This window comes from Paenibacillus sp. FSL K6-1217 (genome assembly GCF_045040735.1).
Lineage (GTDB): Bacteria > Bacillota > Bacilli > Paenibacillales > Paenibacillaceae > Paenibacillus_AQ.
In genome coordinates, this window is record NZ_CP150271.1 from 6,726,319 (window position 1) to 6,740,573 (window position 14,255).

At 47.4% G+C, this 14,255-nt stretch carries 10 protein-coding genes; 8 read left to right on the top strand and 2 right to left on the bottom strand.

Annotated elements, in window-relative coordinates; translation table 11 throughout:
* Positions 1–71: 71 nt before the first annotated feature.
* The 8 genes from MHH28_RS29690 (at position 72) to MHH28_RS29725 (ending at position 12,194) form a co-directional block, all read left to right on the top strand.
* The gene (locus tag MHH28_RS29690) at positions 72–956 is read left to right on the top strand and encodes a carbohydrate ABC transporter permease (RefSeq protein WP_405108618.1); all 885 of its coding nucleotides are present in this window, start codon (positions 72–74) and stop codon (positions 954–956) included.
* 82 nt (positions 957–1,038) lie between these two features.
* Complete coding sequence (locus MHH28_RS29695) at positions 1,039–1,785, top strand: carbohydrate ABC transporter permease (RefSeq protein WP_405108620.1); 747 nt, start codon at positions 1,039–1,041, stop codon at positions 1,783–1,785.
* A gap of 54 nt (positions 1,786–1,839) precedes the next feature.
* Positions 1,840–7,398: a sugar-binding protein gene (locus MHH28_RS29700; protein ID WP_405108623.1), complete on the top strand. Its 5,559-nt coding sequence runs from the start codon at positions 1,840–1,842 to the stop codon at positions 7,396–7,398.
* Positions 7,399–7,453: 55 nt separating this feature from the next.
* On the top strand, positions 7,454–8,497 hold the full coding sequence (locus MHH28_RS29705; RefSeq protein WP_405108626.1) for an S-layer homology domain-containing protein: 1,044 nt from the start codon (positions 7,454–7,456) through the stop codon (positions 8,495–8,497).
* A 501-nt stretch (positions 8,498–8,998) separates the two neighbouring features.
* A complete protein-coding gene (locus tag MHH28_RS29710) occupies positions 8,999–9,316 on the top strand; it encodes a PH domain-containing protein (RefSeq protein ID WP_405117313.1) in 318 nt (105 codons plus the stop codon).
* Between the two features lie 16 nt (positions 9,317–9,332).
* The gene (locus MHH28_RS29715; protein ID WP_405108629.1) at positions 9,333–10,742 is read left to right on the top strand and encodes a PH domain-containing protein; all 1,410 of its coding nucleotides are present in this window, start codon (positions 9,333–9,335) and stop codon (positions 10,740–10,742) included.
* Between the two features lie 117 nt (positions 10,743–10,859).
* On the top strand, positions 10,860–11,162 hold the full coding sequence (locus tag MHH28_RS29720; protein WP_405108630.1) for a hypothetical protein: 303 nt from the start codon (positions 10,860–10,862) through the stop codon (positions 11,160–11,162).
* A 582-nt stretch (positions 11,163–11,744) separates the two neighbouring features.
* On the top strand, positions 11,745–12,194 hold the full coding sequence (locus tag MHH28_RS29725; protein ID WP_405108632.1) for a hypothetical protein: 450 nt from the start codon (positions 11,745–11,747) through the stop codon (positions 12,192–12,194).
* A gap of 48 nt (positions 12,195–12,242) precedes the next feature.
* Here the strand turns inward: MHH28_RS29725 and MHH28_RS29730 are convergent, their stop codons facing one another.
* Together MHH28_RS29730 and MHH28_RS29735 are read right to left on the bottom strand one after the other, a co-directional pair.
* Complete coding sequence (locus MHH28_RS29730) at positions 12,243–13,253, bottom strand: glycoside hydrolase family 130 protein (RefSeq protein WP_405108635.1); 1,011 nt, start codon at positions 13,251–13,253, stop codon at positions 12,243–12,245.
* 36 nt (positions 13,254–13,289) lie between these two features.
* Entirely contained in the window at positions 13,290–14,240 is a 951-nt protein-coding gene (locus MHH28_RS29735) for a DUF1861 family protein (protein WP_405108638.1), read from the bottom strand.
* Positions 14,241–14,255: the final 15 nt, after the last annotated feature.

Consider the following 14,255-nt stretch of genomic DNA (forward strand, 5'->3'; position numbering starts at 1 on the left):
GAAATAACTGCTAAATCCCCTTCGGATAGATCCAAGGGGGTTTAGACACAAATTAAATGGTGGAGAGAGCGATGAACAAGTACTTTAGCACCAAAGTATCCATATTCGTGTTTGCTTTCCCTGCATTGCTGCTGTTTACCGTATTCTGCGTATACCCTTTGCTGCCGGAGATCTGGGTGAGCCTGCATAAGCATGACGGGTTTAGAAATTTGGGTTTTGTGGGTTTGAATAATTACAAAGAAGTGATGGCTACCTCATCCTTTTGGACCGCTCACAAAAATACGTATCTCATTGTAGCCATTTCATTATTGCTGGGGCTGCCCTTGTCGATGATGCTTGCGTTTTTTATGGATGCTCAGACACCTAGGTTTCGCCGATTTTTCAAGACGGTGGCGATGTTTCCGGCTATCTTGTCGGTCACGGTTGTTGCCCAGATTTGGGTGGCGTTCTACGAACCGAATTGGGGTTTACTGAACAAGATTCTCGATTCGTTAGGGCTGCATTCCTGGACGCATTCGTGGTTAACGGAAAAGAAAACGGTAATGCCCAGCATTGGAGTGACCTTCCTATGGCAATATATTGGACTGAACGCGTTGCTGTTCTATACAGGAATCAAGACCATACCCAAGAGTTACTATGAAGCGGCATTAATCGACGGCGCTAATTATATTCAAGTATGCTTAAGAATTACGATCCCCTTGCTGCAGAATGTAATCAAATACGTACTTATTCTGTCAACATTAGGCTCAATGGCATTTTATTCGCATGTACGAGTCATGACGGCAGGAGGCCCGGGAGACCTCTCCAGGACGGTCATCTACCAGATGTATTATACGGCGTTTGATACTTCCGAATTTGGCAAAGGTAATGCGATCGCCGTTATTTTTATTCTGGAATGCCTTTTGATCTCCTTTATCATTCAAAGGTACGTTGCCAGAGAAAAACTGGAGTTTTAAGCTGGGGGGGAGCTTTCTGAAATTATTAAGCCGAGTGTTTTGGGTAGCTATGGGATGCACATTTCTATTTCCCTTGTACTGGATGGTAACGATGTCATTGAAGTCCAAAAGTGAAGCTTACGACAATCCTTTTGGATTACCGTCTTCCTTGGACTGGCTGAACTTCAGCGAAGCGCTGTCCAAGTATCATTTTTATACGTATTTCGAGAACAGCGTGATTTATACTACAGGCACAATTGCCATTACGTTGACAACGGGCAGCATGCTTGCTTATTGTCTCAGCCGTATGCAATGGAGATTCAATTCGGCAATGTTGTTTTATGTATCTATGGGTTTAATTGTCCCGATCGAAGTAGTCGTTATTCCGTTATTCCAGCTGGTTAAATGGATGCATATCAAAAATAGTTATTTGGGTCTTATCTTGCCGTATTCCGGCTTCGCCATCGCTTCCTGCGTACTGATGCTGTATGCCTTTTTCCGTTCTCTGCCTAAGGAGCTGGAAGAAGCGTCATGCATAGATGGAGCGAATGTCTATCAAACGTATCTTAAAATCATATTTCCAATCGTAATGCCAGCGCTCGTGACGCAATGTGTTCTGATATTTATTCGAATCTGGAACGAATTTCCGCTTGCATTTATTATTGCTTCCAAGGATCAATTCCGGCCGCTTACAGTCGGGTTGCTTGGTTTCTTCATTAATGTGGGAGTTACGGATTGGGGGCCGATCGGCGCGAGTATGCTGCTGTCCAGCCTGCCCATGATCATCGTTTATTTAATAGGCAACGAAAAGATCGAAAATGCGTTAACTGCAGGTGCAATTCTGAAGTAAGAATGTGAAGTGGGAGAAGGGACATCTGATAAGTGATCCAAGAGGGGGATGGAAATGCGAAGAAGAGCATTAATATGGATTCTGACTTTGATCATGGTAATTCCCATGCTGCAATTCTCAGGCCTGGTAGTCTCGGCTGACGGTGCGCCAAGTGTAACGATCTACGTGGCTACAAATGGCAATGATAACACAGGAGATGGAACACAAGGAAAGCCGTATAAAACGCTTGCTAAGGCAAAGGCAGCAGTAAGGACTCTGCCTAAGACCGGCGGTGATATCGTCGTTCAAATTGCGGATGGATACTATTCGCTTGATGAAACGCTGGTTTTTGACAAGGATGATTCCGGAAGTGCAAGCAGCACGATTCGCTATGAGGCGGCGCCGGGTGCGAAGCCGGTAATCAGCGCCGGTGAAATGCTGGAAAAAGGCGTATGGACCGAAGCGGTTGGCCTTACCCAGACTGGCGGCTTAAAGGCGTATAAAACGACCCTTAACCGGAGCGATAAGTTGCGGATGATCTATGTAAACGATAAAGGCGCTACCATGACGCTGAGCCCGCAAATCGGTTCAGCCAACAGAACCGTCACCGGCACCCCTACAGCCAGCTTTACCGCTGCCAATAACCCCTGGGCATGGCAGAACGGCAGCAATATTCGGGCGGCTATCGTATTCGATGCCAGCGTAGGTCTGAGTACGGCAACGAAAAACCCCCAAAACATCGAAGCCGAAAGTATCGGCGGTTCTACCGCCAGGTGGTCGCGGCCGTTTGTCACCTTCGCATCAATCGAACAGGCGCCGGCAGAGAGCAACAAGCCCGGCGGTGTTATGCTCCGTTTCCAGATGCCATATGGTGCGATTTCACAGTCTTTGAGTAATAACACGCAATACAATCCAGGTAACAATCAAGTCATCCGCAACGCTTTCGAGTTCTTCAACAAACGCGGAGATTTCTATTTCGACCAGGCGGAGAGCACGCTTTATTACATCCCGCTTGCAGGCGAGGATATTAATACCGCTGATGTGGTCATCCCCAGACTTGAGACAGTCCTCGACATACAAGGGGATCCTGTTGGAGACCGGTTAAACCCAGTCCAGGGCTCGGATGATGGACGTGTCAAAAATATAACCTTCAACGGGCTGAAGTTTGCCCATACCGACTACAAGCTGTATGAACTGACGGGCACTTATACTCTTAGCGACGGAACCGGTCCGGTAACAACCCGTTCCCGCGGTTATGCGTCCGTTCAGGGCTCTATCGTGAACACAGCTTACTTCCCCGGCAGCATAAACTGGCATGAGACCTTCTACCGGGGCTATGACATACCGCCGGCAGCGGTCATGATCAACGGGGCGAGGAATATCAAGGTGCTGAACGGTGAGATCGGACTTACCGGATTTAATGGTATCCATGTGGAGAACGATGTCAAGGATATCGAAGTCACGGGCAACTATATCGTAGATACGCTCGCTTCCGGCGTTGTAATCGGACATCCACAGCATATCTATGAGAACGATGAGCCGATTAAGCATGAGTCCAGTGTGTCGGTCTCTGGTACGCCAATAAGGAACTGGGCCGGTGTTAATAAGGAAAAATTCAAGGCAGGTACTGAAGCTGTGCCGGAAAATATTTATATCACAAATAACTTTTTGTACAGAAACTGCTACGGATTCCCGGGCGCCAACTCACTAACCTCTTTCTACACTACGAACATGCAGGTACTGCACAACTTCCTGTATGATTCTACTTACGGCGCGATGAGCATTGGCTGGGGCTGGGACGAATACGATGGTTTCGGCTTTACCGCCCAAGGTACCAACAAGACCGGCGGCCCTTATCAGGGTACGCATGAAACGAGCATCGCAAGATCTCCAGTAATCTCTACGACCTCCAGGAATAACAAAATAAACTATAACAGGGTAGAGGAAATTTGCACGGTAGTTAACGACTCCGGGGCGATCTACTCCTTGGGACGACAGGGTGATCCGGGGAATTTGCCGGGCGGAGGGACATGGGACACCATCAACAATCTGACCAATAACCCTGTCACCGACAAGACTAGTAACTGGCATTCTGACAACTGGACGAATTTCACCGAGATGAACTACAACTTCCTTAACCCGAATCCAACGGACAAACCCACGACCTCTAACAACTGGACAAACGGATTTCATCCCGACGAAGGCAGCACGTTCATCAAGATGATAGGCAATGTCGTGCAGTCAAAGCTCTCACATGCCGCCGGACAGAGCCGTCTTTTTGAATTTAACAACTGGAAGCGTAAAAGCGACATGATTGCTATCGACGGATACGTGGACGGGAATAACAACCAGAATGGCGCCCCCAGGACTACTTACGACAATTACAAAAGCGAAGCCCGCATTTGGCCCGTTGCAGGCAACGAAATCGTTCTGAATTCGGGTCTTACCAACGAATACACACATATGATCCCAAGAAGCCTCATTGCCGATACCGAGTTTGAACTGGCTTCCAATGTCATCATGGGTGCAAGCGGTGAAAAGCTGAGCCGCAGAGGTCTGCTTAAGGCGGAAGACACGGTTTGGCTGGCACCCGCGAACACAACTGCCTTTAAAGAAGGCGCTACGATGACAAAAGCTGCCGGCAATGAAAAAACAATCAACACTCCATCTGCCGCAGGACAATACAAACTATTTATATTATATGGAGACGGGAGAGAAACAGCCACTTCCAAGTATACGGTATACGTTGACGCGAGCGAGCCGGCAACCAATGTGGTGGATGGGAAAAGCTACGAAGTTTCAGCCATAAGGCCGCTTAAACTAACTTTGAGTGATGAATACACCTTCACGCTTAACGGCAAGCCCGTGGCGGATGGTTACGAAATCCGTACCGAAGGAACCTGGACCCTGGTAGGCAGCACTACGAAGCCTGAAATAACCTTCAACTTTACCACCACAGTATCGGTGGCAAACAAGCTGCTCCCGGCTGATGTGTCCGTAGCCCCCGGCGGGACCGTCAGATTTGCCTACGATTTGGACGACGCGGCCCAAAAGATATGGATTTCTTCGTCGAGCGGCGGACATTTTGATGGAGGCGATGATGAAACCGTAGCCTCCGGCGACGCGCTCGGAATGACCGCGCCCATGGTGCCCGGTCCGTACATTATTTTTGTGCTGGCGAAAGACGGCGAAGTTCGAAGCCAGTCGCACGCTCGTGTTGTGGTGAGAGATGTAACGCCTGCCGATATTCCCAGAAATGGTCTTGATTTATGGCTCAAGGGCGATGAGGGCGTGGAAATGGATAGCAGTGGCAACGTGACGGCGTGGACAAATATGGGGAACATCCCGGCGAAGCTTGTCCCGGCAAACGTCCCCGGAAGCGGCGGCGATAATCTTGGAACACCTGACGGGAATCCCAAGCTAAAGAAAGATGTTTACGACTATGTAGAATTCGCCGCGAACTCGAAGCCGTTAAAGGCTGCTGGCTTTAAAGACTATAACGGCAGTACACAGATGACAATATATACACTGGTTAGACCAACGACAATAGCCAATAACTCCAGCGACCAAAATGGTCTTGTTTATTTCGGATTGAACGAGGCTTACCAGACTTGGGCCGCCAACGACGGTTGGAGCGGTATTAGTCTCGGGGTAGGAACAAACCGGGTTAACGTCCGCTTTGGTAATGCGGATGGCAGTGTATCGGGTGGCGGGCAACAATTTACAACAACAGCCACTGATGATCTGGTCAGCGTCCGGGCGCAGCTAAACGGAAGCAATAGAGCAGTTTATGTTAATAACAACGTCATCGGCACTCCCGGAACCAACGCTAAGGCCCTTTTGGGGAACAGACCGGATCTGAGCGTAGGTTACACGATGGCGGCTGCAACCCCCCACCGCTTCATGGGCAGAGTCTTGCAGATTCTCATCTACGACAGGGTGCTGACCACTGATGAAATCACGAAAGTAGAAACGTATTTTAACGAGGTGAAAGCCGGCCGCGGCGGGTCCGCGAACCCCGTGGTTCCAAAGGTTGACACAACCTTGCTGACCGCCTTGATCGAGGCCGCGGGTAACAAGGAAAAAACGATGTATACAAGTGATTCATGGAACGCTTTTGCAGGCGCATTACGTGAGGCCAAAGCTGCTGCCGCCAATGAGGAGATCTCGCAGACAGCAGCGGATCATTCATATTACGCGCTGCGTGACGCAATCAAAGGGCTTCAACTGTTATCTGGCGGAGTTACAACCGCTGTATACGGTACGCCTGTTCTCGGCGGCTCCGAGCTCGACCCGCTCTGGAATACGACCGTCACGCTGCCGATCCTTAAGCATCTGACAATGGTGAACGGTCCGGCGGATGGTTCCGCTAAAGTGCTATGGGACGATTCTAACCTGTATGTTCTGGTGCGTGTAAAAGACCCTGTGCTGAACAGCAGCAGCAGCGACGCGCATGAGAAGGATTCGGTCGAGATCTTTGTAGATGAGACCAACAGTAAACAAACCTCGTACGGCCCGGGTATGGGACAATACCGTACTAACTATCTTAATGAGAAAAGCTTTAATCCAGGCAGTGTCAGTGCGGGTTTTGAGTCTTTTGCCAAAGTTGTGGATGGCGGTTATTACATTGAAACCAAGATTCCATTTAAAGCTGGTGCGCCTGCGGCTGATCATGTAATCGGATTTGATGTGCAGATCAATGACGCAAAAGCAACGGGTGGCCGTCAGGACATTATCATGTGGCACGATGTGTCCGGACAGTCCTATAATAACGGTTCACAATGGGGTGAGGTTAGACTTGTGAAAGAGATCAGCGGTCAAGAAGGCAGCACGTTGCTGACCGGACCGGGAACCGTTGAAGGCGGCAACAATTTTGATGTTGAATTCAGCTTGGCGCATGCTGGAACAGATGTCAAAGCGCTGGATATTACGCTTAATTATGATGCGGATAAGCTGGAATTCATATCAATGGAATCGCTTCAGCAGGATTTCAAGCTGGTTGGTGAAGTGAATGAAGCCGGCAAGCTTAGAACCATCGGGACTACTATTGGAAATACAGATATGACCAAGGGATTGATTAAGCTTAAGTTCAGAGCGGTTGCAGCGGATAATCCGCAGAGCGCTTCCATTCGCGTCACTCAGTTAACGGTTGCGAATGGCGCAGGCCAAGAATCAGATTGGGCGGGTGCAACGCACACAGTCCGAATTAATAACATGGATAAGTCGGGCTTGCTGCTTCTGATTGCTGAAGCGCAAAGTACGCATGATGCAGCCGTTGAAGGCGTATCTCCTGGCCAGTATCCATTAGGCTCAAAAGCAACTCTACAGGCAGCTATTGATACCGCTCAAGCGGTGGCTTCGGCTCAGGAAGTAAGCCAGGCAGGAATTGAAGAGGCGACATTGAAGCTGCACGCAGCTCTGCAAAGCTTCAAGGGTTCAATGATTAAATCCATCGAAGGAGATTACAATAACGACAGCAGAGTAAGTGTTGGTGACCTTGCAATTATTGCATCCGCTTATGGTAAAAATAATCAAGATCCAAATTGGAATAAGTACAGAGCGTTGGATTTGAATGGCGACGGTATGATTGACATCGTGGATATCTCCATTCTGGCCCGTAAAATTCTGAATTAATTATATGTGGAAATAAGGAGATATCGAAAGGATGGGAATTCGCTTGAAATATCGGGTGAAATATCGGGTTGGAATGATGCTTCTAGCTGCTTGGTTCATACTTTCCCTGCTGCCGGTGTACGTAATGGCCAAGGACGCCTCCTATAGCTTATCGGTCTCCAATTCTACGTCCATTAAGGGAAATCAAGTTGTCGTGACGGTGACGGGATCGGATCTTACCGATGTCTATGGCTTCGAAATCAATTTGAAGTACGATACAAACCTTCTATTGTACAAAAAAAGTGAAAGCTTGCTGCCAGGGTTCTCCGTCCCGCTTACTCCTGCAGATGGTCTTGTCGTGTTCGCTCATACGAAGGTTGGCAAGGTCGCCGGTCTATCGGGAAAAGCCGAGCTCGCAGCCATTACGTTTGAAGTCATTGGAAAGAATACGAAGAAGCCGACAGTAGAATTAACACGTGTGAAGCTTGTGAAAAGCGATCTTACGGATACGGTTGTCAAGCCGGGAACGAAAGCAGACATCGCGGTGCAAGCAGCGGGAAATACCGTAACATTCAAGGATATTGCTAATCATTGGGCCAAAGAAGGGATAGAACGCGCTGCCAGTATGGGGTTTGTAAACGGCTTCGGGGATGGGACGTTCCGTCCGGATGTGAGGATCACACGCGCAGAGTTCGTGGTTATGACCGCGAGGGCGTTTGATTTCGAAGCGAAAGGCGCGATGCCGCTAAATTTCAGGGATGTAGATACGATCCCGGTCTGGGCAAGGGATTACATCGCGGAAGCGGAGCAGACTGGCCTGATTAAAGGCTACGCCGATGGCAGCTTCCGTCCGAACCAATGGATTAGCAGGTCCGAAATGGCTGTCTTGATCATGAGGCTGTATGACGGTGAGCTTCATTCGAACGAACCGGTCTCATTTGCCGATAAGCAGCATATTAAGCCATGGGCGCTGCCATCCGTTGCTTCCGCGGTAGATTTGGGAATCATTAAGGGCAAGAATGGTAATCGTTTCGCTCCTAATGATCCTGCTACTCGGGCTGAAGCGCTGATTATGCTGCTTCGTCTGATGGATGCAAAAGTGAAACTTGATATCCAGTAATCATTTGTGAGCACAAAGCTGGCTACTTTTGCGGCAAGGCAAGATGTATAGAGAATAAATTCTAATGCACTTACGCTCGCTGAAAAAAACGCAAAGACGTATCTCTCCAGAGGGCACTCATGAAGCTGTATCATGAGTTTTATAAGGTGAAGCGGTGAGAGTATAGGGTCTGTCTTTTGACAGGCTCTTTTTTGTGGAAATTTAACCGAATAGTGCAAAAGAATTATGTAAAAGTCGGATTATCATGTTAAACATTTGAAATCAGATGTTATAATTTGTATGATTATAGTCCTGTTGGTATTAACGCTACGATAGGAGTTGACAGAGTTGGAACAAATGCTTCATCCGAATGTGATCCGGTATTGGCAAATCGAGTATGCAATATATATTCTCAAAAGGATTCTCATCTGCATTATCCCGTTCATTATACAGGTAATTTGGTTGCCTGCCTGGAGCTGGTTAACTATAGTTTCTTGTTTGGGAATCTCGTTTTTTCTCATTATGGGGGTTATCTTCATTGGTTATGGTGTCCATAAAAAATATTCCCGAAGAAGCTATCTGCTAGGTGATGATGAAATTATGATCCGCTGGGGGAACGTCTGGTCGGATAAGTCCTCCATTATTCCACTTAGCCGGGTGCAGCATGTGGATCAAGAACAAGACATGATTGCCAAACGGCTGGGCCTGTCCGAGTTAACGATAACAACGGCAGGAGATGATCACTATATTGTAGGATTGACTGAAGAGGATGCTGTTCAGCTGCGCAGACAAATTATAGAATTATCCAAATTAGTGAACGAGGATGCTTATTATGATTAAGCGGCAACATCCGATTATGGTCATCTATAAGATATACAGTCAAATCCGCTATTCAATTATTCCGATTGCTGCGCTTCTATATAATGAGATCCGTGGAGGAACCGGGCAGCAGCCAGGTTGGGTATACAACCTAGCCATTATCTACGGCATTATGGCAGGCTCTTGGTCGATCCTTGCTTGGTATAGAGAAACCTATCAATTGGATTCTAGCGTGCTGCATATTACCAGAGGTGTTTTTACCGTATCACAGCGAACGATCCCACTCATAAAAATCACTAATATAAAGATCGAGCAAAGTTGGATATACAGGCTGCTTGGGATTGCTAATGTCGAGCTTCAGACGAGTGACTCCAATGCTTCTGCCGATGCTCGCTTGGTTACATCCAGCAAAATGGCAGAGTCACTCAAGAAATCACTTGGCCATAGCGAACGCCGGAATGTGAATACTTCTTCTAAAGAACATCATGTGACCCAAAAAGAAATCCTGATGCTGTCCATGAGTTCGAATACGTTCTGGCTGGGATTGCCTATCACGGTCGCGGTTATTCAACAATTCTGGAGCTGGTTATCCCCTGAGCCAGAAGAGGAACAAGCCAGCTTCGTGGAATTATTTAAGAGGGAGACTTGGAGCGGGATCACTTTAAGTGACAGTATTAAAGTTTCACTGATATTGGGAGCTTTTCTGGTGAGCTGTGCGTTGATTACTTGGCTCTTCTCTCTAGGGACGGCACAATTACGGTATAAAAGCTGGCAACTATCAAGATCCGGGGATGTGCTTTCCATTCATTATGGTAGCTTGGAGCGTAAATCGGTCCAGTTTCAGGTAAAGCGTATCCAATCCCTGCGGATCAAAGATCTGATGTTTGGGCGTTTGTATGGATATGCCTCCGTATATATAGACTGCGTTGGATATTCAGGGGAACGGAAAGTTAAATTGCTCATCCCCTCAATCCGTACATCGGAATTAACAGAAGTACTCGGCCGGATGCTTCCTGAGTTCCAATTGCAAGCTCCCGAGCGGGCAATACACCGAAACGCGAAATTTGCTGCTGCTACTCCTGTTCTCTTAATGCTAGTAATAGGCATCATTGCTGGTTCTTATTTTACCTTATGGTTTTTATTAATGATTTCGTTTCTTTATATCGTTTATAGATACATAACATACAGCTATGCTAATACGAAATGGGAATGCACTGCAAATTTGTTCGTATTACGTAAAGCCGGTTTCAATCAGACAACCGTGTATCTTTTGCGCGAATCCGTAGAATCCATAAGTATCAGACAATCCTCCTGGCAGAAATTATTTCATATTTATCAATTGAAAATGGAGATAGATTCTCCTGCGAACTTTCGGGAATATCTTATGTCGGGGGTCACCTATCCGGACTACGAGGAGATTCTGAGATGGTATAAGAATAAGAGTTGAATTAAAGGCGGTGAGTTACTCTTGAAGGTATACTTAAAAAAGGGCACGGATGGTCAAATCGAGAATCATAATTCTTATGCACCCTTAAGAATTTAGAAATCTGGATGGAGGATAAAAATGTCCGATCATAAACTGAAAAGTTATTTGAGGGTTCATAAGTATTCTCAACCCTCTGATATTGAAAAGGGGAAAATCAAAAAAGAAATCAATAATTATTTAAAATATACGAAAAAATCAAAACAATTGACAAAAAACATGATTCGCAATCTGAACTATAACAATAATGCAGAAGATGTGAACGATGAGTTAATTGATGAATCTATTATTGAAGCAAACTTAATTGCAGAATCGGAAAATGGAAATGCTAAGACACATAAAAATCGATTAAAGCAACTGAATAAATACGAGGAATTTGATTGAGTAGAATGTGACTTGTCTGTGGATGAGTCGTTTTCTTGTTAGGACATGGTTCACTGGGCTGTTTGTTTACATCAAGAAGGCCTTCCCTTTCGGGATGGCCTTTCCTTTACACTTGTAACTCCTCTTACTTCCCACTCTCCAGCAATCTCGCCACCATAGTAGCGAACTGCCGCTAGATGAAGTAACCCTCGTTAAAGCATCAGCCGTTTGAAACGGAATTACTCCTGAAGCAATAACAGATAACGCAATGGAAGTAGCTATAACTTGCCTCTTAGTTCTACGCAGACGTTTCAACTTACTTATGTAGGCAATCTCCCTTTCCTTTATGTGTATTATTAATTGTGTTAAGAAATATAAAATTGTATATTAATTCAGTAATGAATAATATGAAATTGAACTATTTAGAGATTTTAACAAAGGAAAGTTGCTAAGAATATTATGATTGATGAAATATATGGAAATTTAATGGCGTTTTATATAATGTGTTATGTTATTTATATATTCTTCTAGTAGATTATGGAATATGCTACAATATTTCAAACAGGATTCTTGCCTGTTCATGACAATCAAAGGAGATTTATAATGAAGCGCTTTCGCTGGAGCATTGCTGTTTATTTCGTGCTATTCGTGTTTGTCTTATTCGTATTATTCAACGACTATTCACCCATCTTGATTGTAGTGGGCGCTGTGGCGGTACAGGCAACGTATAAGGCTGCTTACGGATGGTACCGTAAAGACATGGCTGCTGTTCAGGAAGCTGTCCCGTATATCCGCCATGCTGATTACCGGGCGTACTATGAAGCGGCTCTGTTACTGGAGGGCGGGGAAAGCGCCCGGGCGCGGGAACATTTGAGGTCAATCCGGAAGCCGTGGATGAGATTAGTAGTGCTTGCAGAAATTGAACGCAAAGCCGGCAACAGCGAGCTTGCGGTCAAGTATGCAAGGGAAGCGGTAGAGGCTTCGAGAGGCGTTCAGCGTTATGTGTTATATAAGGAGTACGAAAGAACATTACCGCAAGCGGTTGAAGCATAGTTTGAAAAAACGGGTATCATCCTTATTCAAGGATGATACCCGCTTGTTTTACTGCCCCAAACAAAGCCTGATCAAATCGTCCACATGTGCCGTAGCCAGGCACTCCACGGTGTCGGCAGCGCCGTAATAGATTTTCACTTCGCCGTCGTCCTCCAGGATCATACCGCCGGGGAAGATAACGTCATTGCGGAAGCCGCCGTCTGTTTCGTAGGGGGCTTCAGGAGCGAGCAGCGGCGATGCGCTCATCCCGAGAATTTTCTTGGGATTGTTCAGGTCAAGCAGCATAATACCTGCGGTGTACCGCTTCTTCCAGGACTTCTCCCAGCCGTTCTTCCCTCTGGCGGGATCGATATCCACGGCATGGAAGGTGGTGAGCCAGCCCTTATCCGTCTTCACCGGCGGCGCTGCCGGACCGATCTTGTCATTGGCGAACGGTACCTGCTCCACCGACAGCAACAGATCTGAACGACCCCAATAGACCAGATCCGGCGACTCCGCGATCCAGGTGTCGAACCGGTCCAAGCCTCCGCGGCTGTATACGGTGAACGGCCGTTCCAGCCGTACATAGTTGCCGTTGATCTTCTCCGGGAACAGCACCATATTTCGCAGGTCCGGCGTAGACAGGCTCAATATTTCGAAGGATTCAAAGTCATCCGTTACGGCGATCCCGCCCCGGATACCATGCCGTGTATCCACAGCGAAGCACATATAGCAGCGGCCGCCGATCACCGTCAGACGCGGATCGTATGCACGCACAACCTCTTCGTCGTGCAGCTTGAACACCGGCTTGGGCCCCGCCGTCCAGTGAATGCCGTCTTCACTGAAAGCGATACCCAGATCCGTTGTATTAGTCGGTTCAAGGGTCAGCTTCTCCAGTGAGCCATAGTCATTGCGGAATACCATAACATACCGGCCATTGAACTTAGCCACTCCCGCGTTGAACACAAGTGCGGTGGGATAAGGGACCCGGGCCGCATCCAGCACTGGGTTGGCCGGATGACGGCGGATGAGCGGGCTTGAGGCCAAAGCTCCTATGACAGGTGTATTTGCATGATTCATCGTTTGAATATCCTCCTTGTGAGTACGAACTGTGTTCTAGACAATGCGTCCATAGGGTGCGAACGGATAATCGATTGTAATACGCCCGGCCTGGCAATCCCCGACGCCGCTGTACAGATCAGCCTTGCCGTCCTCCCGCATCACGATCCCCGAAGAGAAGACGCAATCAGCCAAATACGGTGCCTTGGCGGGTCCGGGCGGATAGCAGGAACGGCTGCCAATCAAATGCAGGTCATGGGATTCCCGGGTGACGGGATCGAATATGAAGGCCATATTCAAATATACCTTGATCTCCTGGTTATTCTCATCCTTATGCTGATAACAAATATGGCCGATAATTCCGATCTTGCCAGTGTCCAGCAGATACGCCTGATTGACACCTCCCCATTCGCCTGCCCCAAAAATACCATGAATGTAAGGTGCCTGCTCAATGACCTCTGCAGTCAAGTCTTCCAGCTTGTCAATAACTGTGAAGCCAATCATGGATTCGCTGCCATATTGGCCTCTCATCTCGTGGTTTCGGGGACGTGAGAAGACGCCAATCTTGCCGTCCGGCAGTGGAACAAGGCGGATATCTTTCATTTTGTTAGGGCCGGTAGTAAAGTAGTACAAATCGTGGAGGTCAGTCCCCCGGTAAAAATATCCGAAAAACGTGCTGTATTTGCCGCTTTGATATTGCACATGCGTCCCGCCCAGGATAAGCTCAGCACCGATTTCACTGATGAACGGGTCCTCCAGCGTATAGATCATGCTATTATCTACTACGGTCCATTCATCCTGACTTGTCTCCTCGAACAGGCGGACCCAGGAGCGGGCCCATTCTTCGCGGCGTTCTACCCGGCCGAACAAGTAACGTTTCCCATCCCGTTCAAAAGGAATCGAAATATTATAGACATCCAACCCTTCTACGTTTTTAAATGTTAAGGTTGCGCTTTCATAAACGGTTTTTGTGGCTTCGAATTCTTTTTGTTGCTGTTGCAGGTTCAAAATTTCCCCACTCCT

Excerpts from the sequence above, each read along its gene's own strand:
- MHH28_RS29690 (WP_405108618.1), top strand. The coding sequence starts at position 72 with ATGAACAAGTACTTTAGCACCAAAGTATCCATATTCGTGTTTGCTTTC.
- MHH28_RS29695 (WP_405108620.1), top strand. The coding sequence starts at position 1,039 with ATGGTAACGATGTCATTGAAGTCCAAAAGTGAAGCTTACGACAATCCT.
- MHH28_RS29700 (WP_405108623.1), top strand. The coding sequence starts at position 1,840 with ATGCGAAGAAGAGCATTAATATGGATTCTGACTTTGATCATGGTAATT.
- MHH28_RS29710 (WP_405117313.1), top strand. The coding sequence starts at position 8,999 with ATGGGGGTTATCTTCATTGGTTATGGTGTCCATAAAAAATATTCCCGA.
- MHH28_RS29715 (WP_405108629.1), top strand. The coding sequence starts at position 9,333 with ATGGTCATCTATAAGATATACAGTCAAATCCGCTATTCAATTATTCCG.
- MHH28_RS29720 (WP_405108630.1), top strand. The coding sequence starts at position 10,860 with ATGTCCGATCATAAACTGAAAAGTTATTTGAGGGTTCATAAGTATTCT.
- MHH28_RS29725 (WP_405108632.1), top strand. The coding sequence starts at position 11,745 with ATGAAGCGCTTTCGCTGGAGCATTGCTGTTTATTTCGTGCTATTCGTG.
- MHH28_RS29730 (WP_405108635.1), bottom strand. The coding sequence starts at position 13,253 with ATGAATCATGCAAATACACCTGTCATAGGAGCTTTGGCCTCAAGCCCG.